We start from the raw sequence: 22624 nt of genomic DNA, 5'->3' as shown, positions 1-22624 counted from the left end.
GTCGGGTGCGGTCCGGGTGATGGTGGCGACCAAACCGGTGGACTTCCGCAAGGGGATGGAAGGGCTCGCGATCCTGGTGCGCGAGAGCATGCGGGCAGTCCAATTCTCGGGAGCTGTCTATGTGTTTCGGGCCAAGCGGGCGGATCGCATCAAGCTGGTGTTCTGGGCGGAACGGGTCTGTGCCTGTTCGCCAAGAGGCTCGAGGATGGGATCTTCCGCTGGCCGACAATCGAGGACGGCGTGATGCGCCTGTCGGCGGCGCAATTGTCGGCGCTGCTGGAGGGGCTCGGCTGGCGGCTTGTGCATGAGGCGCGAGAGACGCCGGCGCCAACGCAAGCCGGATATTGTTGGCAGCGCTGCGGCGAAGTGAATCAGGAGCGTCGAACTCACGCTGGGAGGGCCTGACGCGCTTCATCAATGATGGCCGTATCGAGCTGGACAACAACGCCGTCGAGCGCTTGATCCGTCCGATCACGCTGAACTGGAAAAATGCGCTGTTCGCAGGCTCTGACGGCGGTGCCCAGCACTGGGCCGTTATCGCCTCCTTGATCGAAACCTGTAAGCTGAATCGCATTGACCCGCTGGCCTATATCACCGATGTCCTCACCAGAATCGTCAACGGTCACCCGAACCGCCAGCTCGACAGTTTGTTGCCATGGAACTACGGAAACGGCTAGAATCCGGCCTGGGCGAAGAAAATCGACGAACCAACATTCTTGAGGCGCGCCGGTGAGCGACAAGAACATCTTGTGGCAACAGGACGGGTCGATCCCGGTTGGTTTACGGCCGAACACATCGGATCGATCAGGAGCAGCACGAGTTACCGCCCGGGCGGTTGGTAGTTCTTGCCTGCTTGGCTACCGGACACGCAAGAACACGACGTTGGTCCATTTAAAACCAAGACTGCAGCACTAGCTGAGGCGGAGCGGCTGGCAGCCCTCCACAAACGAAAAACATAGAGGTCAGCTCACGTCTCGAACCCGTGTGTTCGGAACAGCGCTTACCGCCACCTAACAATCCGGCATGTCTTCGGTCGGAAGGCCTGAAGAACATGCCGCAAACCAACCGACGCGAAGGAACACCATGATTCAAAACCAGCGGCTTCGTTTGGCTTCGGCCCTGAAGGCTGCCATCCCCTTGCTTTTGCAATGACCGCCCTCATCCCAGAGCGAGTAGACGCGCGCGATCACGCGCCGACCGTAGAGGAGAAAGAAGCCTGCATGGAGGACGTGTTCCGCCTGTGCAGCAGCCATATTCCTGATCGCGTCGCCATCATCGCTTGTCTCATATCCAAGCAATGAGGCTCAGTCGTCTGAAATGTCGCTACATGATTTCCGCTGGTGACGCTGGCAAGAAGAGTAACGAACCGAAATGAGGGGATGGCGAACCAGGTGGCTGCTCCTTCGCCTCAGGCTCAGAGATTGCCGACCGTGACCAGCAGGCCGTCACGCGATGGCGGGACAACAGGCACGGGCAATCGAGAGCGACGTCGATAGCTTAGAACTGACGGACACGGTCGCCGATTACTTCTATCGGGCAGCTCAGCCTGGAGCGCTTGACCCTCACGTAGCGTCAGGTTGTAGCCTGACGAAGGAATCGCATTTAAGCGGCAGATACGCAAGCATCGAGGACGGTCTGCCGCGAGCGGGTGCTCGCACAACAATATCAATGCAATTGACGCCACGCCTCGTCGACGAAAAGTCCCCTATTGAACGAGGAGCCCGAGGATAGACTGGTAACGTGTGAAGTTCGATGGAAGCGCTTAGATCGATCATTGGCAAAGTTGCCAGCGGCACCACTCTGACATGTGAGGAAAGTGAGTTCGCCTTCGACAGCATGATGTCGGGTCAAGCGAGCCCTTCACAGATCGGTGGCTTGTTGCTGGGAATGCGGGTCCGCGGCGAGACCGTCGAAGAGGTCACCGGCGCGGCCTCCGCGATCCGCAATAGAATGCCACGGGTCGATGCGCCATGCGATCCCATCGGTATTGCTAGCACGAATGATACCCCGTTTTGCTCAGTCAACGTGGAGACGTGCGCCTCCTTTATCGTCGCCGGGGCCGGCGTTCCTGTCGCCAAGCACACCGACCGCGCAGCGTCATCAAGCTCGAGCACCGCAAACATTTTGGCGCGCCTAGGCGTGAAGACCGATCTCACGCCTGAAGCCGTTGCTCGTTGTCTACAGGAAGCCGGCATCGGCTTTCTGTTTGCGTCGGCCCAGTATCCGGCCATGCAGCGTATTCGCCAGATCCGAACTGCACTTGGGACTCGCACGATTTTTAATCTAATCACACTTCTGTCCAACCCCGTGGGGGTTAAGCGGCAGATGGTCGGAGTGTTCTCTCGTGAATGGGTGCAGCCACTGGCCCTAGTGTTGAAGAACCTTGGCGCCGAATCGGTGTGGGTGGTGCACGGCTCGGACGGGCTCGATAAGATAACCCTTGCCGGCCCGACTTTTGTTGCCGCGCTCGAGGCGGGTGCAGTCCGCACCTTCGAGGTGACGCCAGAAGATGCTGGGCTCCCCCGCCACACCGAGGCGCTGGAGAGCGGCGATGTGGACGGCAATGCCGTCGCGCTGCAAAGCGTGCTCGGTGGCGCAGCAAGTCGATATCGCGATGCCGCCCTTTTGAACGCGGCGGCGGCATTGATCGTGGCCGGCCGGGCCTCCACGCTACAGGAAGGCGTCGCACTTGGCCAGGAAGCGCTTGATCGCGGCGCCGCAGCCACCCGACTGGAGCGCCTGATCGCGGCTTCCAACGAATGACAACTGAGTCGGGCCCTGTTCAGTTGTGACCGCCAAGGCCAACGTTCACAAGCGCGAATGCTCGCTGCTCCTGCGAGGCTTGCGAGCTTGCGCCGCTTGCCCATGCATCAACGCAGTTGGCATCGAATAGGTGGCAAGAGCCGACCTTCGTCGTCGGCGAGAGCCTGTTGCGGCGCACCGTTGCCGAGGTTTCAGAGCCCGCTACGTGGTGCTAACGCTGCCGGCCAAAGGAGATGATCGATGACGTTCGCACAAAAAACGGAAGCACTCGGATCCATCGCAACGATAGAACACATCATTCGCAAGTTTAGGGAATTGATTGATACGGACAGCTCGATCCCCCCGGAGCTGCGGGGCGCGCTGCACGCAATACTCGATGAGCATCTTATCGATGCAAAAAAGCGTGTTCTCTCACGGGGACATTAAGCGCGCCAATGCCCTGCATAAGGAGAAACAATTTGCCCTGGCCAGCGCCCGCCAATACTGCAATCGGCATGATCCTGTCCGCACGGCCAGTCGGCGACGTTCCCGCCATGCACCGATCGCGCCGACGGAATCCATCAGCATGGCCGCCCCTTTCTGCCTAGCGGGGATAGGATTGAGCTCGACAAGATCAAGCAATTGCTCATTGGTCTACAGAGAAAGCCAAGCACATTATATCCATCGAGATGGTCCAGCTTCAGGCCCGTTCTCGCGCACGGCCGTCGGCCAAACCGTCGGCGATTGCCTTAGGCTGACTGCCGCGTTCGGCCTGCCGGTGAGCCATGCCGAGATTGCCACTTTCGGCAGAACCACGGCGCTGGTGATCGAGCGCCTTGCGGTGGACCCAGGATGGCCGCTTGTTCCGGCTACCGCAGGAGGACTGCTGTCAGGCGCTGTCTGCTTGCCGCTACGCAAGTATCCGGGCGCGGCGGCCGGCAGGGTGGAGCTTCTTGATCTGCCAAAAAGACAGCGATGTCCCTTCCGAGGACCAGGCGATTCTGCTGAGGGCGCAGATTCTCTTTTGGCCGATCGGCGCAACGCATGCAGATGAAGCTTGTGACGTCGGTAGGGACATACAACTCCTACAGGATTGCCGGCGTACAGGGGCGGCATTTCGTGCAGACCCGCGAAACAGCGGGCGTAGCGAAAAGGCTCGTTCGGGATTCTATGGAAGCTATGGCAACTACCGCCAAAGCTGCTCTCGACAAGATCGAAAGCAAGCTGCACACGGGATTTCTCGGATCGATTCATACGTCGGTAAAAGCTGCCCGTCATGCAGCGCCTGGGTTCATTGAGAGTGCAATACCGGACAACCACGGTTGCTGCCGCCGGCCGACTAGGGGATGCCGCCGATGCCTTGTCACCTGCGCATTGCGGATCATGCGTTCCATGACGCACCGGCTCCCTCGTTCGGAAGTGAATTGCCGTCACGCATTGCCGGACATCTCCTACACTGCTTGGTCTTTGCCATATCGCTGCGAATTGACGAAGCCGGCACGCCCGACATCACCAACACGGCCGTCGACCGAACGCTGCTGCAAACAAGAGCTGTCAACAGACAAAAAGCGAACCCGCGCATTTTCGGGACATGTGCCTTCACAAAGCCCGATGTGCCGAACCGAGCAGCCGGGGAACAGCGAGGCCTCCGGCAAACCCTCCTGGCCGAGCAGGAGGGTGCCTCCACCTCTTCGATGCGCGCGGCCATACGCAGGAATGCGTGCGGCCAGACACCAAAGCGCGTGCATCTACCTCGTGGAACGAGCAAGGATCGACAAGATTGTCTCTCAGGGTGTTGTAGAGCGCTGCGCTATCACGGCACGCGCGCGTGCGAGCCGGCACTCACGGCTTCTCCGATCACCGGCAAGCACATCCTCCCGGAATAAGACCACGAGCAGCGCATCGAATACGTGCACTTGAACGAGGAAGGCGGGCGGCCGGCTCCACAGGTGCATTCTGCGCTCCCGCCGAAGCCAATCCGTGCCAGGCACGGCACGTTCTTGGATTGATGTCGTGGTTTTGCGCAACAGAAGGCAGGTCAGCAATGCGAGGACGGCCCATACCAGGGCGCGCTCCTGAGCTTCTACAATTGCGCCGACACCTACCAGCCCTGGTAGCTCAGTTACTATCGATAGCCGCGTAGCATCATTGCCGCGGCAAGACCGGCTTCACAAGACCAGGCTTCAGAAGGCACAGGTGCCCCACAACAATTGCGCATCTTAAGACCTTCGCGCGAGATCATGATAGAATTAGCGTGGGTCTTATCCTGATCTTGTATGAGCGATGAGAGGCGAGTTCACAGGCGTCAGGCGACGTCCAGCGATCCGTTTCGAGCAACGGCAATCCTCGAGGGTATCTGACGTTGGGTTGGGATCGAGTCTCCAACGGAGCGGCCGGATCAGGTCAACAAGCTCGTCGACCTCGTCGCCGCAGGCTATGGCGACTTGCCGGCAAATGTGGAACGTGTCGCGGGACGCGACGGCCGAGGGGATCATCTGATCGCACGCTCGTCCTGGGGCCAGGAGGCACCGGGCGTCCTGGCGCTGAGCCATCTCGATACCGTACACCCGATGGGCTTCATCGAGCGCCTGCCGTTCCGGATCGACGGCGACAGCGCGTTCGGTCCCGGCATTGGCGACGTGTGTTGGCCTTCCGTTGCCCAACGGACGCGTCACGACGACCCCAGACGAACTATTCAGAGCGGTCACCTCCCTGAGCTCTGAGACCGGCAGCGCAATTGTTAAGTTGGACAATGGAGCCGGTGGGTTTAGAAATGTCATCTTGACCGGCGAGGAGAGCAGTCCACTACCTAGGGAGCTATCGCCAAATTTTGGTGACGGCGCGGCCGGTCAGGCGGCGGCGGTTATGGGCTGACGGTCAGTCGGTTTGGCGATGAGCTCGATCCCGTCGTTGAATGTCACACCGAGAACGAGTTTTGGCAACTGGTTGCGGCCATCGAGACGACGCCGGCTTTTCTGCGCGGCCTCAAGCAGTTTGAAGACCATCGCGAGCGCCGTTCTGTTGGACAGGCAGCCCTTCGATCGGATCGTGCGGTGGCGCACGGTAGCGAAGGTGCTTTCAATGGGATTGGTGGTCCGCAGGTGTTTCCAGTGTTCGGCCGGGAAGTCGTAGAACGCCAGTAGCGTGTCCCGATCCTTGCTCAGGCAGTCGGCCGCCTTCTCGTATTTGGGCGTATAGCTCTCGATGAAGGCGTCGAACGCCAGCTCGGCGGCGGCCTTGGTTTCGGCCATCCAGCTCTCCTGCAACGCGCGTTTGGCTTTAGGCTGCTGGCTCTTCGGCAACTTGGCGATCACGTTGGCGGTCTTGTGTACCCAGCAGCGCTGCTCGTGCGTTTTCGGCCAGACCTCGCCGGCGGCCTTCCAGAACCCGAGCGCGCCGTCGGCGATGGTGAGCCGCGGCGGCACGCCGAGCCCGCGCCGCTTCAGGTCGAGCAGCAGATCGCGCCAGTCCTGCGCGCTCTCGCGGGCGCCATCGGTGAAGCCGACCAGTTCCTTGCGGCCTTCCGGCGTCGCGCCGATCAGCACCAGGATGCACTGCTTTTCGTCTTCGAGGCGTGCTTGGAGATGGATGCCATCGGCCCAGATGTAGACGTAGCGCTTCGCCGACAGATCGCGCCTCTGCCACGCGGTGTGTTCGTCAAGCCAACCGTCCTTCAGACGGCCGATGGCGGATGCCGACAACCCGGCAGCATCCTTGCCGAGCAGCGCCGCCAGAGCCTCGGAGAAGTCGCCGGTGGAGATACCCTTCAGGTAAAGGATCGGCAGCAGCGTCTCGATCGATTTCGAGCGGCGCATGTAGGGCGGCAGGATCGACGGAGAGAACCGGATGCGGTCGGGATCGGTAGCCTCCGCCTCGCGATCGCGTACACGCGGCTGGCGGACGCCGACCGGACCGATACCGGTCATCACCTCGCGTTCCGGCAGGTGACCGTGGCGCACGAGCGCTGGTGGCCGTCCGCAGTCCTCAAATCGGCATGCTTGCCGAGAAAGTCCGCGACCTCGGCCTCGACCGCCTGGGCCAACAGAGCACGCGCCCCATTGCGCAAGATTTCGGTGAGTTGATCGTCGACGTTTCCTGGCTGAATCAACTTGATGATGTTATCTTTGGACACGGCATATCGCTCCTTCGGTGGAGAAGTGGAGGCGTCAAGCACCCCCACGATATGCCGCCTTCCCGATTCCCGCCGTCGCCAACTTTCAGCGATAGCTCTGAGCACGAAAAGGATATGGCTACAACACACTTGGTATGTTTCCTTCAACCAGTCGAAGGGGCCAAATCGATACCCCATTCGAGAAACCAGAACCTTTCCAAGTGAGGCTGACGCGAAGAGATTCGCGGACGAACTGCTGAACAGTCCACCCGCGAGTTCGACTACCATACTGGCTGGCACGATAAACCCACATTATCCAAGGCGCGTAGTCGGATCGAGCGACATAGTACGTTGCTGGTGCGGGACCGTGGGGTGTCGGTGGCGCAAGCCGGCCGTGACCTGGATGTTCATGAGAATGTTCTCCGCAAATGGGTGAAGGAGTTGGGCTCCGACCCGGCGCAAGCCTTTCCCGGCCACGGGCAGATGAAGCCGGAGCAGCAGGAGATCGAGCGGCTGCGCCGTGAGGTCGCCAAGCTGAAGGCCGAGCGGGATATCCTAAAAAAGGCCGCAGCCTACTTCGCGAAGGAAGCGACATGAAGTTCGCCTTCGTCGCGAAGCACCGGACGATCTGGCCGGTGGCATGGCTATGCGATGCGCTGGGAGTGTCGCGGTCGGGCTTCCATGCCTGGCTGAATCGCTCTCCCAGCACCAGATCCCGCAGCGACGAGGAGCTCGGCGGCAAGGTCAAGGCCAGCTTCGCCGCCAGCGACCGCACCTATGACGCACGCCGGGTGTGGCGTGACCTGCTCGCCGACGGGGCGGATTGCGGCCTGCACCGGATTGAGCGGCTGATGCGCCTGCAAGGCTTGCGGGCGCGGCCGCGACGTCGGCGCTTGCCGAAGGACAGCGGCGATCGACAGCTCGAGACCGTACCGGCGAACCTCCTTGACCGGCAGTTCGCCGCCGAGCGGCCGAACCAGAAGTGGATCGCCGACTTCACCTATCTCTGGACGGCCGAAGGCTGGCTCTATGTCGCAGCGGTGATCGACCTGTTCTCACGCCGCGTGGTGGGCTGGTCGATGAGTGCCGCCATGACGGCACAGCTCGTGACGGACGCATTGTTGATGGCCGTCTGGCGGCGCGGCAAGCCGGATGCACTGTTGCATCACTCCGACCAGGGCAGCCAGTACACCAGCGAGCAGTTCCAGCGCCTGATGGCCGACCACGGCATCGTTTGCAGCATGAGCTGGAGAGCTTCTTCTCCTCGCTCAAGACCGAGCGTACGGCCAACAAGATTTATCGAACCAGAGATGAGGCACGCGCCGATGTGTTCGACTACATCGAACGATTTTACAACACGACCCGCAGGCACTCGACCATCGGCTATCTCAGCCCGGTTGAGTTCGAGCGCAAGGTGGGATTAGCTTAACCGGGTGTCCATCAAACCGGCAGCAGCTCACAACGTGCATCCCTACACTGACCGCGACTGAGCCGTTCTCGGCGCGACGTGAGATCGCTACGCAAGCGGGTCCAGCCCACGGAACCATATGCCTAGCGTTCCGTCAGCCCCATCGGAATGATTTTGGCGCGCGCCGAGAAGGCTAAGTAGTGCTGCGCGGCTTTGATGGACTTGTGTCGCGCGGGATCATTCTGGCGATGTGGGATCGCTGGAGCCGTGCCCTGCGCCACGCCTGCACCCGACGGAGACACGTCAGGATCGCCGGCCGTTCAACGCTGATCCGCTTCTCGCTCGTCAAATCTGCCACTCCTCTTGAGGTTGCGAGCCTAAGGGAGCCGGCCCTTCCAACCTCCCACTATTAGTAGGTGCGCTTTGCGCTTGGCGCAGAGTAAGCTGGGGCAGTCGCCATATCGGATTGCACACATGGCAGCAGGTTGGATGGTTTCAATTGGCTACATAGAAAGCGGCCAACTTCGGCACGTAACGTATGCGGTCGCGGTGGCTAACGCCACCGAAGCCATCAAGGCTTCACTGGATGTCGGCGCCTCCCGATTCTCATTGGATGCCGGTCTCGGCTGGGTGGCCTTGGCGAATTCTGAACTCAGTCTACAGCAACTGGATGATCTCGGCATGGTGAAAGGCGGGATTTATTCCCTATGGGACGACACGCATGATTGGCTGATCTGGCCCCGCCAGCTCCATTAAGTTTGATCAGTGAACACGATGACTTGGCAAGGAGCGATAGTTCGCGGTCTACCGGCAATCGGGCGCTGTGTCCGCTACGGCGCGCGAGACAGTTCGGCATGCGCGGAGTTCTCTTGGGAAGGGCACGACAAGAATGACCCCGCCTGCGGTCCCCGATGGGCTATGATCGGCACCGCGGGCAGGCTCGTCGGTCACTTCTACATGCACAATGGCGACGATTCAGCCTTCGTTTGCGAACGCGGCTGAGTTCTTCAACAGCCTGCTAGTCTTACTGCGTCACAAATCATGACGGCGCATCGACCTGGATTTGGACTGCGCAGCACGGACATCTACGTAGCCGGCTAACCAATGCGCTGGTAAGGCGCCGCCGCATGGTAGCGATCGAATTCGGAATATGACGCTCGGTTCTGAGCGGTAGCGCCCCGCGGCTTTTGATTTTTGGGAAGCGCAAATTCTTTGACGAACGCGGGCCGACGAGGTCGTGAGGGGGGAATCGTCTCCCTTTCGGAGATCAGGAAGCCGTAGGCGGCGATGCATAACGTGGCGTGGTGATGGAAGCCGCGCCAACCACGCCCTTCATAATGCCCCAGGCCGACCTCCTGCTTGAGCTCTTGGTAGTCGCGTTCGATGCGCCATCTGAGCTTGGCGAAGTTGACCAGGGCGCGGAAGGAGATGTTTTCAGGCAGTGTCGAGAACCAGTATTTGGTCGGCTCCGCCTCGCCGCAGGCCATTCGATCAACAGCCATTCCTCCGCACGGGGCTCGCTCAGCCAGTAATCGCGATTAGCGGGACGGACCCGAACGCGTGCAAAGCGCGAGGTCAGCCAATCAGCACTGCCTTCGCGCCATCTGACATTGCGCCAGGCCGTTCTCGGCAGCGCGAGCGCCTTGACTGAGCAGGGCTTATTTTTGTCGTCGCGCCGGATCAGCTTTGGCGGCCGCCCATTCCCAGACCATCGCTTTGGTGGCAGCGGTCTCGTGCCTGGTGGCCAGACAGAGGTGTGCGGCAAGATACCGGCAACATAGCGCAACCCCAGTGCCGTCACTTCCCCGCGCAGCGCGGTATCGGCCCCATATCCCGCATCCATCAGCACAACACCGCGTGCAATGCCCGCTGCACACGCCGACCGGATCTGCTCCAGCGCGATCTCAGGCTTGGTCTTGAAGGTGACATCCTTTGGTACGCCCGCCTTCTCTCGGCGATCCTCATCCTCGGCCCAACTTTCCGGCAGGTACAAACGGTAGGCGATCGGCAAACTCGCATGATGATTGGCAATCGATAGCGAGACCGCCACTTGGCAATTGTCCTGCTTACCAAGCTGACCGCAGTATTGCCGTGCCACGCCAACCGAATGCCGCCCTTTCTTGGGAAAGCCAGTATCATCGATGATCCAGGCCTCGATCGGACCGTGTCGCTCGATCTTGGGCTGGACCATCTCTCGCACCTTGCTCAAGACCTTCTCGTCCGACCATCCGCCCGCGCCGACGAAATGCAATAATGATTGATGCTGGGCCGCCGTTCGCTCCGGGGCTGTTATCGCCGCCATCGGCTCGACGCTTTTGCGATCCCCGGGCAGCATCAGGCCAACACAGTAGTCCCTCAGCGGTCTCGTCCGATCCGCGTGCCCGATCACGCTCGCCAAACCCTCGACATAGGCCGTAAATCGCGATTCACCCTGGTTACCGCTTCGGCTACCCATTCCAGCTCCCCCTCGCGTGAGTCCCTCGGGTAGCCGATTCGTCGTCAAAAACGTCCGCGACTTTCTGACTCAGTAAGACTAGGTCGTCAGGCGCCTCGAAAGCACAAGAGACCTGATCAACGGGTCGCGAATTAGGCTTCTCGCCCGCCGTTGTCAAAACGAACTCTGCCGGCCGGCCGCGCGCAGCATCTCGTTCTGGGCGGTGGCGTAAAGCATCCGTCACGATTCCCTCAGCTCGGGGGTGAAAGAAGGGCCGAATTTGCAATCAAAGCTCCACATCAACGCCTCGCCCATTGCGACGAAGTGCGATGGCTGAACGCAAAGTCTGGCGTGCTTGTGACCTGAAAGCGTGATCAGCGATTGGAACATCGGTCTTTCGTCGAGCGAGGCGGGCAGCGCGGTGATCATATCCAGCGCCTTTATCCGCTGCTGCTCGATATCGCCGCCGAACATATCTCTTGCATCAGGAGCTAGTTCAACGAACCTGTTGTAACACAGGTCAGCGAGGTCGCGACGGACCGCCACATCGCGTCAAACGATATCCTGATAAGGTCGACCAGCTCGGGCGTCATTGGTCAGACGAGCAGGCTCGTAAAGAATGGTTTTGTGATCTCAGCGACTGACGGCTCCCTTTCGTGAGAGTTGACGACGGAGATAAATTGGTGTTTGCAGCTCCAGCAGCGCCAAAGAACCTGAACTTCGTTCGCACTGACGCGTTCATGCCATTCGCTGGTGACTAACCCAGAACCACAGCGAAGGCATTCTTTGTGATGTGGTATTGAGATTGGTGTCATGTGGAACCTCGTTTCGTATGCACAAGCGACGCTAACGGTTGAAACGCGATAATTTGTAAGCCATCACTTGCGCTTCCTTGAGCAGTTGTGCTGGATCAAATCTCCGTTTCAAGGCTCGTGCCGATAAGCGAGCATACTGTGACCGACAGCATGCTGGAAACCGGAGCGGGTCACAGTGTCTTGAGGTATTCAAGCAACGCCTTTTTGTCTCGGTCGCTTAAACTGGTCCCGTACTCGTGTCCGCATCGGCTATTTCCAGAATTGATATTACTACAATCCGTGACAGACAGAGTTTCGCTCAGCGGCTTCCTGGGTCGCAGCAAGACCAACGTCTTCAATGTCGTATTTCCGTCCAACGCTGAACTGCGGTTTGCGTATCCCCTGATGGCTTGAGCAATTCCGCCAGGGTAGGGACCGAGCCGTTATGAAGATAAGGTGCGGCGGCCCAAATACCCTGCAGAACACGAGCCTCGTAGGCGCCCCACGGCTGCTCCCTGCCGCTTGGCCTTTTTGATTGCTTCGGAGGTGCTGGCAGTATCGAAAGCCGTTAGCAAATCCTGCAGCGTTGGTGGTAGTCGCACGAGCCCCAGAGACTCCGGTGTGTCCGACGATCCCAGGTCTGGCGCCGCTGCCACCCGTGCGTTAGTGGAAGGTGCGCCGCCGGCCAACAGGTGCTCTGCGATCGAACCAATGATCGAGGTCGCAAGAATGTTAAGGACCTCATCGTTCTCCTTGAGTGGGACGGTCGCGAAGGGATGTACGCTCCCTTCAGCACGCCCGTCTTCGCTCTCCAGGCGAGGACGTCGTATTCTCGTGTATCGTTACCAACGTTCTGGACCGTAGTCCTCCATGTTTTGATGAATGGAATGCGTTGCTCTCCGTCTTCAATCCCGGGGCATTCGCGACATCCCCCTTCAGCGGAATCCCTTTCACCATTGCCTCGGGGGGCTAAAGCAGCGTCAATCTTCCAGGGCCATTTCGGAGTGCCGATTCACTTCACCAAGTTTCAAGCTCGCTCAGGCCGTCGAAATTGGCGGAGTTATTGTCGAGGAAATTGATGATCGCGCCCTGACGCATCGGCTCGAACGTAGTGAATACCCCCAGAACCTCGCCAACGTTCCGAGCTAGCCCCAAGATGTCACTTCCATCTTTGGCGAATCCAGGCCATTGTCTTTTGTCCTGTCGCGGCGAATTCCAAAGGAATGGGTATCTCACGGGAGCGTCCGCGGTTTTCATGTTTTCCGGGATCATGAAGTCGGGTGGCGGGCCGATGTCCAGTCCGGATATGCGCTTGAAAATCATACCTACAGCATCCAGACGGCCAACTCCCCAGCCGTTCTTGGGCAGCGCACGCACCATGAGCGTGTGAAACCGCAAGTACCACCCATCTACCTGTCGACGAAGATCCGGAACATCGGCCGCATCCGGCGTTGCGGACCGCAGAACAGCTGCAGAAAACGGAGCGAACGAGCTGTCGCTGGCGATCACGTCGCCGACTGCCTTGTCCAGATCGCCAAGCAGTGCGTAGAAGTCTCCAAACCCCGGACCGCCATCCACCCGATACACCTTGCCGTCAACTTCGATCTGGCGCGAGTGACATGCCGAGCAGGTCATTCCGACGACCTGGAAGTCTTGGAGGGCCAGAAGCGTGAAAGCCGACGGGAAGGTTGGCCGTGTTTGCAGGATTCCGTAGATACCCGTACCGTGACAAGCCATCCGCGAGGAACGGCTGTCCGTTCGTTTGCTTCAGGGCCTGCATCCAAGATAACGAAATCAAACGCGAACCCTGATCGCACGAATAGAAATCCGCTCTCGCTGCCGCGGTCCAATCCATACCTTGGTCAACATAGATAGGGTTGGCGTCGGTACCCTGAGCGCTCGATCTTGTCGTGACGAAACGCTAAGGCAATTAGAATGAGAGTACGGAGCATCGTGTGGCCTACCGCTTCCATTGTCAAAATCGCCCGAAGAGACGTTCGCCGAAACCCCACGCCGTCTCCGGCAAACTTGGGCTCGCCTTTCGGCTTGCAGGTCGCCTGATCATTGGTCATTAGAGGGCGCTGTCCAACTAAGTTCAACCTACCAAGTCTTGGGAGAAGGCACCGGCTAGCGGTGTATCGGTAGCCTTACTAATCGCAGAACCTGCCGTAGCGAACCAGACCCACGCCGATTTGTCTCCAGAGACTGACGATCGCTTTGGAGGCCTGGCTAGGTATTGGCGTGCGCTGCCGGGCAACATGCGTCTCACCGCATCGGGGTATCAAAGTCTCGGACCGTGAAATCGTTGGCCAAGCTCTCGTCTGAAAAGCACAAAGAGTTGTTGGGCAGACCTCTTGTTGCTGATTCCGCAACAAGCGCGGTACGATACGATCGATCATCGTACCGGATCTTTGTGTGTAGGGCGTCGACAATTGATCAGCATCAGCCTCATCGCCCAAGGGCCAGTCCTCTTGCGCCGCCGTTCCCCAGATCGTACGTGCGGGGACATAGGGACGTAGGGGCGGGCGGCGCAAGCGCATCTGCACCTTCGATCGCAACGAATTTTCGTCGCAGGTCGTGTTACGTCGCCCAAGGCCTCGCCCCCCCGACCGATCGGGTTGGATCAACGTAACCGGCATGAAGCCCCCACCTCGCCATCGTGAGGCTCGCCTGCGATACAGCCTGGCATGAGCTGATCGGCGGAGGTGCAACGATGGCAAATACCATGCTTGATGCCAGGCAGGAAGGTGATTCCTATCGTCGGGTCGAGGTGATCACCGGACAGCGGCGGCGATGGACGGGCGAAGAGAAGGCCCGGATCGCAGCGGAGAGCTTCGAGGAGGGGGCGAACATCTCCGAGGTGGCGCGGCGCAATGGCGTTGCCCGCGGGCTGCTCACGGTGTGGCGACAACCAAGCTCTCCGGGGTAATCGAGATCGAGATGAAATCCAGCTTCGTGCACCGCGTCCTGAAGGCGATCACGTCGTGTACCTGGAGCCGGCTGTTCAGGTCGCTTTCGTCAAGTTCATTGAGCGTATCGTGGAGGGCCGCAAATGACCGAGCGGCTGGCACGTTGATTGCGGAGGCGCAGCGGCTCACTGCGCTGAAGCGCGAGCAAATCGAGTTGGTCGTCGCCGAGACGGCCCGCAGCAGTGAAGCCATCGACCTCGCTGCTATCGACCACATGCACGACAACCCAGTGACGGACGACGACTGCGAAGTGATCGCGTTTGATCGCCATCGTCTTGCGCAACGTCTTCCGCTGCGGATACCGAACCTGGAAGCCGTGATCCTGCCCGCGGGGTCACCTCGAGCGAGTACTCGATCCTCCGCGCCGGGGTCGCGCTCGCCATCGTCTCCTCGCTCGGCGGCACGCTGGGCGCGGCGTTTCAAAGCATCTCGGCGTACCTCAGGGGGAGATGGAGAGCAAAGAGATCATTCGACGGACGGCGACCGAGTTCATTGAGGCGGTTCGTGCCGGCCTCGTTCAATACATCGAAAAGCAAATAGGAGCGTCCATTGATGGCCGTTCTTTGGTGAATACGAGGCGACGATATCCGATGCTCCCGTACGTGTCGTTCCGGCTTGAGGAGGACAGGGGCATGTCCGTCCCGCCAGAACGCCAAGCGCTACTAGCTGAGGTATGGACCATTCTCTCAGCCGCCCGCGATCTCGGAGATATCGTTACGCACTTGGTTGCGCGCCGCATTGTGGACGCTCACTTGACTGACCGTCAGCCCCGCATCACTTCGGATATCGAAGTGATTATGATGTACTTCCGTTGAGCATATCAAGCTATTGAAGATTTGCGGGGCCGGCCACTGCGCCGGCTTTTCGTTTTGGTCGATCTCTTCGCTTTCGCTTATGGTCCGATCACTTGTGCCTTCTCTGTCGGTCCGGACGTGCAGCCGCCATGCTGTGCAAGCCGTATTAACGACAGATACGGCCGCGTCTGCGATGAGAATGCTATAGCTTCGAGAAGCTGGGTTGATGCTCATGTGCGCCTCCCCTCATCGGCATACCAATAGCAGCCTCGAAGGCCAGTATAAATGTGGTCTGTCCATTGCACCAGCCTCCAGCGATCGTGAGCGCTGGCGTAGGAAGTGACTTTCCGTTTTCGAGGCCGTCTGGGCGGTAGTCAGTTCGAGCTTCGGGATCGCGGCAAGCACGACAGCTGTTGCGACCGTCCCTTGGGACCACTGTGTGAGTGCCTCAATGACGTTCTTCAACGCCTCTTCACGGGTCATAGCATGATCTCCACGCCGCGCCGCTAGGCCGATGCTACGGAAAGACGCGCGAGCGGCTGGAGGAGCCGCTAGCGCTAGTTAAGGCTGCGCGGACTTGGCCATCTCACGGGGGTTGTGCAAAAGTATGAGAATCCAAATCCAAACGTCTCTCAGCAACTCGCGTGCCAGACAGTCAGGGAGGCGAAAAGCTGCACAGCCTCTTCACGGGTCATGATCGACACGAAACGCGGCGCTAGGGCGATCAATGAAAAGCGTGCGGACGGCGGAAGGAGCCGCCCGCACGAGTTGCTGGTGGAGACTTGGCCGTCTCACGAGGGTCATCAATAAGCAACCAAGCCAACAGGGCTCAGCAACTCGCGTGCCAGACGGTCACGCTGCAGAAACGCAAAACGGCTTGCTTTCACACCTCGTGCAGACTGACTACCTGCACTGTGGTGGCAGCTTCCGGACGTACATGTCATGAACCGGACGCGACTGAACGAGATCAGACGTGCGGCGCTTTTAGTCACGTCTGGGGCGCGGGATGATTGGATCAACCTCGTCATCGTGTATAGCTATCAGCTCGCCGGGCTCCACGCCGAGCCTTTGCAACTGCTCCTTTTCGATCGGCCAGTTAGCATTGCGGCCTTTGCGCCGCAGTCTTTCAGGGGCAGCTTCACGGCTTCCGCCGGATCGGTGACCGCAACCGCGTAAGTTACATGCCCGAAGTCTTCGTCGTCGTCGCTGTCTTTCTTGAAGATGGCGACAGTCACTATCCAACCATCCACCTTGCTGCCCTCGGGAGCAGCCCTCGTCATGTGAAATCGGCTCGGACCGATGATCCTGCAAATTCGGAGCCATCGGGCGTGCATGCCGTCAACCGAGCGCGGCTGCACGCAAACAAGAAACATACCCAGACTAGCCTCAACGGCTCGCGGGAGGCAGGTAACGAGGCATGATGCGCATTGCGCACTCATTAACCTGTGCGTGAAACGCGTCGGCGGTGTCGCTGTTTCCGAAAAATATTCGACGGCGGTCACGGCCAAGAGCTTCGATACAAAATTCGCGCGCTTTGTGGATAGCTCCACGTTCCGCGTCAGTTAGTGCGCTTTGGGCATTCACAGACGAATCGGTCAGGAGGAGGAGCGCGGCGGCGATCAACGGTCGTTTCATGTCGGAGGCTCAACAAAGGCGCAGGCGAGATTGGTCCGGAATACTAATCGAGCCATCCCTCGTTGTCGAATTCGGCCGGTCTTGATTAATCCGTATCGTCCCGGGAACCTCCTCCACACGAGCCGGGAGTTGCGCTAGGCTCATAGCCCCAAGAGGAGGCGACTGGAAGTGCCGAGCGAGAAGCGGGTCAGTGTTGAAGAGCGGCCGGCAATCCTCCCGCGCCTTCGTCCCATACAGGCGTGACGCAAGGCGCGTTTCCAGCGTCTCCTAGCTGATCCTGACATCGCTCAGAATGATCCGGGGCGGTTCAAGTCCATCAAGGCGGCGCAGCACCACACGGCCGTCGGGATGCGCGCGGAAGCCATCCTGCGCAGGCTGATCGAGAGTTAAAGCGTGTCCGCCCGTTATCGGCCTCGCCAAGATGTGAGAGCTTATTTTGAGGATGAAACCGGGGTGCTTCGCGATCACATCATCATCAGCGAGATGCTGAGCATAATCAATGGCCGTGACAAACGAACAGATAAAGTCTGTTGCCGTGCTCGGGACCAAAGGTATTGAGTTGCAGCTATCGCTGGCGGACAAGACAGTGCAGGAAGTTCTCTATCAAATCTGGCCATTCGCTTATTGCTACGGAGTTGCGACCGCCGTCACTACTGCCTCGGCAGCGCCGACGATCATCCGGCTCGCGATGATGTGATAGATGTCGTTAAGCCAGACCGGCGCCGATTCCGCGATCGCGTCGCTATCAAAGTACTCTTGCGTGCAACGCGCTTGACCAAAACGCCTACGAATGGCGACAGGATCGCGATGATCACCGCCGACCCGGCAAGCACCGTCGGAACCAATACTAGCGCTTCCGTGTTCTCCGCAAGATCTTTCATCATAAACGGCAGGACTGGCGATAAAGAACCACTCCAAAAATCGTCATCCATGGGGCAGATGTCAAAATCCATCCCTGCAGCGACCCCGCCTGTCTTGTCATACATTTCCCCTTCTCGTGACATACTTGTTGTGGGCCGAAGTGAGTACGGAGTTTGCGTTCGGTCCACGGACGTGGCCCTGCCACCGCGGAATCGACGTCCGTCCCTTCCCAGCTGACTTCGCCTGCTTCCGATCAGACGGGCGTAGCCAGAAACGCGTAGCCTTCACGAAGAAGGCCCATCGAATGGTCCCGGCCAGCTCCGATTTGCGCTCTTCCCGGCAAATGGCGCATGCGATGTCGTATACGCGACTGACCCTTTGCTCGCGCCGACGGCAATAGGTCACGAGCGAAGTCTACAAGTCGTCGTTGCGATCCAGTTCCTGGGCAAGAACCAGTGCATCCTCGATTGCCATACCGCCGCCGGATGTCATTTGCGGCGTCAACGAATGGGCCGCGTCGCCCAATAGCACGACACGGCCACGGTGCCAGGGGGCTGGCATCATCAAGACATCAAATGGGCGATAGCTATGTAAATGAAATGGGCGGTAGCTTATGTGCTTGTCTTCGCCGATCACCTTGGCAGCCGCGACCAGTTCGGGCGCCGTAAAGGGGGCGAGCAGTTTCGTGGGTCTCCGGTCGGCTGGAGACACACGAAAAAACCTTGTCGCGCGAACAGTGCTCGTGCTCCTGAGCTGACGTTCCGAGATTCGCTGAATTGGAAACACACGCCACCGCGCTTCGATGAGTCCTGCGGAGAAATGAAATTCGTAGTGACCGCCTTGACGTTCCGCGATATCATCGATGACCCATCGGCGTTTTCGATCGGCATCGAGCGTGGGTGCGTATCTGGGGCTCCAGCCCGATTAGCCGGACGGTGGGTATAGGTCTTGGTGCCATATGTCCACTCGTTTCTGAACCTGTGGTCATGGCCCTGAACTAGAACCTGAGCGTCGCGTCCTGCCTTTCCCTCCTTGTGGGCTGCGTCGACCGCGGCGCGGATCGCCTCTTCCTCAGTGGCGTAAGCGCCGGAGTGCTCACAATGAGCGCAACCCTCCACTGGCCTTCATGGCGCGTGACGAAGTACTGAACGCTTTCCATAAAGCTTGGCTCCGGCATCGCCCCCGTGATCGATAGACGGGTCGTACTCTGCAAATCTGGGTAAGCGCCGTTCAGCGGCCACCTTCCGGACCACGGGGCGATCTGCGAGTCTGCGGTTTGTTTGAACCGTTAGGCTTAGAATGGACACAGAGCATAGTGCTATCACGGAGCCGGTGCGGCGGCTTGAGGTCTTCACCGGAGCCGGCCGCCGGCGGAAGTGGAGCGATGAGGACAAGGTGCGGATCGTTGCGGAGATCGTGGCGAGCGGCGGCTCGGTCTGTTCGGTGGCCCGACGGCATGGATTGTCACCGCAGCAGTTGTTTGGCTGGCGACGTCAGTTGCGAGAAGGAGCAGGCTGTCATTCCGAAATAGAAGAAGTAAGTTTGTGCCGGCGGTGGTGGATGCCGCGGTGCCGGCGCCCGCTGTTGATCGGGAGCGCAAAGCGGTGCGCTGCAAGGCCAAGGCGGATACCCGGGCTCGCCGTTGCGATGCCGGGATCATCGAGATCGAAGTCGACGGCATCACAATCCGGGCCGGTCGTGGTGCGGATACGACGATGATTGCGTCGATTGTCCAGGCACTGAAGGCGAGCCGGTGATCGGCCCGTCGGGTGCGGTCCGGGTGATGGTGGCGACCAAACCGGTGGACTTCCGCAAGGGGATGGAAGGGCTCGCGATCCTGGTGCGCGAGAGCATGCGGGCAGACCAATTCTCGGGAGCTGTCTATGTGTTTCGGGCCAAGCGGGCGGATCGTATCAAGCTGGTGTTCTGGGCGGAACGGGTCTGTGCCTGTTCGCCAAGAGGCTCGAGGATGGGATCTTCCGCTGGCCGACGATCGAGGACGGCGTGATGCGCCTGTCGGCGGCGCAATTGTCGGCGCTGCTGGAGGGGCTCGGCTGGCGGCTTGTGCATGAGGCGCGAGAGACGCCGGCGCCAACGCAAGCCGGATATTGTTGGCAGCGCTGCGGCGGAGTGAATCAGGAGCGTCGAACGCGTCGTCAGACGGCGGCGAATATGCTCTGAATTGGGTGTGAGCGACGCCCTGCCTGACGATCCCGAGACGCTGAAAGCGATTCTGCTTGCCGAGCGATGCGAGAGCGAACGGCTGCGTCAGATCATCAAGGAATTGCAGCGACATCGGTTTGGCCGGCGGGCAGAGACGCTGCCTGAAGATCAGATGCTGCTGGGCCTGGAAGACGTCGAGCAGGTCGCCGCATACAACGAGACGGCACAGGACGTGAGCGCGCCTGAAGGCCGTGAGGCGCGGGCTCGCAAGCGCCGCGGCAACCGCGGTGCCTTGCCGAGGCGCCTGCCGCGGATCGAGGTCGTCCTCCACATCGAGGACAAGACCTGTCCCTGCTGCCAGAGCGAGTTGCACCGGATCGGCGAGGATAGAAGCGAGCGGCTGGACCTGGTCCCGGCGCAGTTCCGGATCCTCGTGACCCGGCGTCCCAAATACGCCTGCCGGGCTTGCGAGGACGGGGTCACCTGCGTCCGCTGCATGACCGTCTGCTCGGCAAGCTCAGGCAACGGCCAAAGCTGTTCGCCGACGAGACGACGATGCCGGTGCTCGATACCGGCCGCGGGCGCACCAAGACCGGTCAGCTCTGGGCCTATGCAGCGGACGACCGGCCGTGGGGCGGTGCCGATCCGCCGGGCGTTGCCATGGCTGTGCCCCCGATCGCAAAGCCGATCGGCTAATCGCCTATCTCGCAGGCTTCGAAGGGATCCTGCAGGTCGATGGCTATGCCGGCTATGGCAAGCTCGCCGAGCGTGGCGATGTCCAACTTGCATTCTGCCGAGTAGGCGGGGGTGTTGCCATCCCCGCCCCCCCCCGACCCGGACGAGCGGATTACCCGCATCCGGTTCTTCACGCGCAAGCTTCGCTCACGAGACGGCATATTGGTGGACGATCTTGGCTGTTGGCAGTGGGTATCGCGCGAGCATGGCCCGGAAGCGCGTCCACGGCAGATTGCTGTGGCGGCCACGCCGTGCGAGCCACTTCCTCCATATCCGCGTGACTTGGTGGTGGTACCATCTGATGCGTCGGCCGTTTCCGGAGATGCCGTAGTAGGCGCAGTGCCCCCGGATTACCCGTGACAGATGGGCGTGCTGCTCCCTGAACGAACAGTGCAGGTTTTGCCGACACCATTCCATCACAGAAGCCAGCGCGCGTGCGTAACGGTCTTTTGCCGTTATCTGACGGACGACATTCTTGCCTTGCCTCGACAGACCCCACACGTGGGTGAAGCCAAGGAAGTTGAACGTGGTCCCCGCCGTCGCAGGATGACGCCCGCCTGGGCGTTTGAACCGGAAGTCTACGAAGCGAGTCTTGGTCGGATGGAGTTGAAGCCCATACCGATCAAGCCGCTTGGCCAACACGTTCAGCAATCGCTTGCCGGACAGGTGGTCCTCAAAGGCAGCCACCGCATCATCAGCGTATCGAACCAGTTTGCACCGCCCCTTGAGCCGCGGTCGCGCCACCTGCTCGAACCATTCGTCCAGCACATAATGCAGGTAGATGTTTGCAAGCAGTGGCGAGATCACGCCGCCTTGGGGCGTTCCAACAGTCGTGCGGCGCAGGATGCCCTTTTCGAGCACCCCCGCCTTCAGCCATTTATCAATCATCCTCCGGACGGCACCGTCCGTGACTCGCTGGTCGAGGAATCGGCGCAAGTGTGCGTGGTCGATGGTGTCGAAGTATTTCGAGATATCGACGTCCACCACCCAGCGCAGCCCCTGTTCCATGAACCCGGTACGTAGAGCTTGCAGGGCGTCATGGGCCGATCGTCCCGATCGGAACCCGTACGAGCACGGCAAGAAGTCCGTCTCGTAGATCGGCTCCAGCAGCAGGAGAATCGCCCGCTGCGCCACCTTGTCTTCCAGTGTCGGGATGCCCAGCGGCCGTTCCGTGCCATCCGCCTTGGGGATGTAGTGCCGTCGCACCGGCGGCGCGATGTAACGGCCGGATTTGATGCGCGCCAGGAGATCATAAAGATTGACCTCCAAGTTCGCCTCATAGTCCGTCGCCATCATGCCGTCGACGCCGGGCGCGCCATCCTTGCGCGTCAGACGATAAGCCTCGAGCATCCATTCACGGTCGATCAGGTGATGCAGCGCGGTCAGCACCCGCTCGGGATGTTGCCTCGCCAGATCGGCTATCCATTGTCGTTTCGTGGACAGGTTTGCGGGACTCAGGGTTCCCTCCCGTGTTTCTCGTCAATGGGTCTTAACGCGTGACGGCTCCCTTCCCTCCAGCGGGTCCCGGTGAGCCCAGTTCCCCGCCTTCCTCGGTACTACGAAGCCGCTACGACTTCCCGCCGCGCATGTCCGTCAGCTTATGTCTTCGCCTCGGGATTCCACATGCCTTGGTGTTCCGTGTTCGCGTCTGCGCTCCCGATGTTCGCCAAGTCGGTCATCGGGCCCGGAGCATTGTTCAGGCCGGTGCTCCTGTCCGGCCGATTCATGTGGACACAAACGGGACCTCTCAGGTTTCCTGGTGGCCCATCCCGTACCTTTGCCCTGCTCTGAGACCCCGGCCGAACCGGTAAGCCTGACCATAGCGGCTTTCCCAGTGCTGCCCCCGGATCCAACACGGCGAAGGCTTCAGCACGACCATGATTTCGAGGCTGCCACAGGGCTTCAGTACCCGCTGTCTACGCTTCACGAATGACGTTGCCGTCACCCATGCAAGACTCGCTTCCGGCTGGCGGGCTCC

16 protein-coding genes and 9 pseudogenes are annotated in these 22624 nt (G+C 60.1%); 14 read left to right on the top strand and 11 right to left on the bottom strand.

Features of this window, described 5'->3' with window-relative positions:
• Nucleotides 1-19 precede the first annotated feature (19 nt).
• Together tnpB (ACVIGA_RS27160) and ACVIGA_RS27155 are read left to right on the top strand one after the other, a co-directional pair.
• Nucleotides 20-405: pseudogene (gene tnpB / locus ACVIGA_RS27160) on the top strand (IS66 family insertion sequence element accessory protein TnpB).
• Nucleotides 387-677, top strand: a pseudogene (locus ACVIGA_RS27155) (transposase domain-containing protein); the annotation flags it as partial. The pseudogenes tnpB (ACVIGA_RS27160) and ACVIGA_RS27155, both read left to right, overlap by 19 nt.
• 411 nt (nt 678-1088) lie before the next feature.
• Here ACVIGA_RS27155 and ACVIGA_RS27150 read toward each other — a convergent pair.
• Nucleotides 1089-1253: a hypothetical protein gene (locus ACVIGA_RS27150; RefSeq protein ID WP_456668640.1), complete on the bottom strand. Its 165-nt coding sequence runs from the start codon at nt 1251-1253 to the stop codon at nt 1089-1091.
• Between the two features lie 499 nt (nt 1254-1752).
• Here ACVIGA_RS27150 and trpD point away from each other — a divergent pair, with 499 nt between their 5' ends.
• The 3 genes and pseudogenes from trpD to ACVIGA_RS27135 all read left to right on the top strand — a co-directional run.
• Nucleotides 1753-2763 carry an anthranilate phosphoribosyltransferase gene (gene trpD, locus ACVIGA_RS27145; protein WP_166072521.1) on the top strand — a complete coding sequence of 337 codons (1011 nt, stop codon included), beginning with the start codon at nt 1753-1755 and terminating at the stop codon, nt 2761-2763.
• A 240-nt stretch (nt 2764-3003) separates the two neighbouring features.
• A complete protein-coding gene (locus ACVIGA_RS27140) occupies nt 3004-3189 on the top strand; it encodes a hypothetical protein (RefSeq protein ID WP_173640776.1) in 186 nt (61 codons plus the stop codon).
• Between the two features lie 1925 nt (nt 3190-5114).
• Nucleotides 5115-5384 (top strand): annotated as a pseudogene (locus ACVIGA_RS27135) (M20 family peptidase); the annotation flags it as partial.
• Between the two features lie 207 nt (nt 5385-5591).
• Here ACVIGA_RS27135 and ACVIGA_RS27130 read toward each other — a convergent pair.
• A pseudogene (locus tag ACVIGA_RS27130) lies at nt 5592-6874 on the bottom strand (IS256 family transposase).
• Nucleotides 6875-7186: 312 nt separating this feature from the next.
• Here ACVIGA_RS27130 and ACVIGA_RS27125 point away from each other — a divergent pair.
• Nucleotides 7187-8282 (top strand): annotated as a pseudogene (locus ACVIGA_RS27125) (IS3 family transposase).
• Between the two features lie 453 nt (nt 8283-8735).
• On the top strand, nt 8736-9017 hold the full coding sequence (locus ACVIGA_RS27120; protein WP_173643875.1) for a hypothetical protein: 282 nt from the start codon (nt 8736-8738) through the stop codon (nt 9015-9017).
• A 341-nt stretch (nt 9018-9358) separates the two neighbouring features.
• Here ACVIGA_RS27120 and ACVIGA_RS27115 read toward each other — a convergent pair.
• The 4 genes and pseudogenes from ACVIGA_RS27115 to ACVIGA_RS27100 all read right to left on the bottom strand — a co-directional run bounded on the left by ACVIGA_RS27115 (nt 9359) and on the right by ACVIGA_RS27100 (nt 13124).
• Nucleotides 9359-10716 (bottom strand): annotated as a pseudogene (locus ACVIGA_RS27115) (IS701 family transposase).
• A 219-nt stretch (nt 10717-10935) separates the two neighbouring features.
• Nucleotides 10936-11169: a globin domain-containing protein gene (locus tag ACVIGA_RS27110; protein WP_231168613.1), complete on the bottom strand. Its 234-nt coding sequence runs from the start codon at nt 11167-11169 to the stop codon at nt 10936-10938.
• A gap of 675 nt (nt 11170-11844) precedes the next feature.
• Nucleotides 11845-11961 carry a c-type cytochrome gene (locus tag ACVIGA_RS27105; RefSeq protein ID WP_456670899.1) on the bottom strand — a complete coding sequence of 39 codons (117 nt, stop codon included), beginning with the start codon at nt 11959-11961 and terminating at the stop codon, nt 11845-11847.
• Nucleotides 11962-12506: 545 nt separating this feature from the next.
• Nucleotides 12507-13124, bottom strand: a complete 618-nt coding sequence (locus tag ACVIGA_RS27100; protein ID WP_210285307.1) for a di-heme-cytochrome C peroxidase — start codon at nt 13122-13124, stop codon at nt 12507-12509.
• A gap of 1078 nt (nt 13125-14202) precedes the next feature.
• Here ACVIGA_RS27100 and ACVIGA_RS27095 point away from each other — a divergent pair.
• A complete protein-coding gene (locus tag ACVIGA_RS27095; protein WP_173643874.1) occupies nt 14203-14418 on the top strand; it encodes a transposase in 216 nt (71 codons plus the stop codon).
• Between the two features lie 11 nt (nt 14419-14429).
• Complete coding sequence (locus ACVIGA_RS27090) at nt 14430-14954, top strand: hypothetical protein (protein ID WP_456668639.1); 525 nt, start codon at nt 14430-14432, stop codon at nt 14952-14954.
• A gap of 190 nt (nt 14955-15144) precedes the next feature.
• Here the strand turns inward: ACVIGA_RS27090 and ACVIGA_RS27085 are convergent, their stop codons facing one another.
• Nucleotides 15145-15486, bottom strand: coding sequence for a hypothetical protein (locus ACVIGA_RS27085; RefSeq protein ID WP_173643872.1), 342 nt, complete (start codon nt 15484-15486; stop codon nt 15145-15147).
• An 806-nt stretch (nt 15487-16292) separates the two neighbouring features.
• Entirely contained in the window at nt 16293-16487 is a 195-nt protein-coding gene (locus tag ACVIGA_RS27080) for a hypothetical protein (protein ID WP_456668638.1), read from the bottom strand.
• Nucleotides 16488-17386: 899 nt separating this feature from the next.
• On the opposite strand from ACVIGA_RS27080, the gene ACVIGA_RS27075 reads away from it, so the two are divergent.
• Nucleotides 17387-17584 (top strand): hypothetical protein, encoded by a 198-nt coding sequence (locus ACVIGA_RS27075; protein WP_173643871.1) that lies wholly within the window; start codon nt 17387-17389, stop codon nt 17582-17584.
• 578 nt (nt 17585-18162) lie between these two features.
• Here ACVIGA_RS27075 and ACVIGA_RS27070 read toward each other — a convergent pair.
• Both ACVIGA_RS27070 and ACVIGA_RS27065 read right to left on the bottom strand, forming a co-directional pair.
• Nucleotides 18163-18459 (bottom strand): FAD-dependent monooxygenase, encoded by a 297-nt coding sequence (locus ACVIGA_RS27070; RefSeq protein WP_305879366.1) that lies wholly within the window; start codon nt 18457-18459, stop codon nt 18163-18165.
• Nucleotides 18381-18866: a DUF2188 domain-containing protein gene (locus ACVIGA_RS27065; RefSeq protein ID WP_210285306.1), complete on the bottom strand. Its 486-nt coding sequence runs from the start codon at nt 18864-18866 to the stop codon at nt 18381-18383. The genes ACVIGA_RS27070 and ACVIGA_RS27065 overlap by 79 nt, the downstream gene beginning before the upstream one ends.
• Nucleotides 18867-19047: 181 nt before the next feature.
• Here ACVIGA_RS27065 and ACVIGA_RS27060 point away from each other — a divergent pair.
• The 4 genes and pseudogenes from ACVIGA_RS27060 to ACVIGA_RS27045 all read left to right on the top strand — a co-directional run.
• A pseudogene (locus ACVIGA_RS27060) lies at nt 19048-19203 on the top strand (transposase); the annotation flags it as partial.
• Nucleotides 19204-19292: 89 nt separating this feature from the next.
• Nucleotides 19293-19505 (top strand): hypothetical protein, encoded by a 213-nt coding sequence (locus ACVIGA_RS27055; protein ID WP_224581069.1) that lies wholly within the window; start codon nt 19293-19295, stop codon nt 19503-19505.
• Nucleotides 19502-19854: pseudogene (gene tnpB, locus ACVIGA_RS27050) on the top strand (IS66 family insertion sequence element accessory protein TnpB); the annotation flags it as partial. The gene ACVIGA_RS27055 and the pseudogene tnpB (ACVIGA_RS27050), both read left to right, overlap by 4 nt.
• Before the next feature lie 64 nt (nt 19855-19918).
• Nucleotides 19919-20705, top strand: a pseudogene (locus tag ACVIGA_RS27045) (IS66 family transposase); the annotation flags it as partial.
• Between the two features lie 88 nt (nt 20706-20793).
• On the opposite strand, the gene ltrA reads toward ACVIGA_RS27045, so the two are convergent.
• Nucleotides 20794-22035, bottom strand: a complete 1242-nt coding sequence (gene ltrA, locus ACVIGA_RS27040) for a group II intron reverse transcriptase/maturase (protein WP_456668637.1) — start codon at nt 22033-22035, stop codon at nt 20794-20796.
• Nucleotides 22036-22624 lie beyond the last annotated feature (589 nt).

Source organism: Bradyrhizobium sp. USDA 3240 (assembly GCF_054063295.1).
Note: the sequence above shows the minus strand (reverse complement) of the source record. Positions and strands in the feature narration are given on the sequence as shown.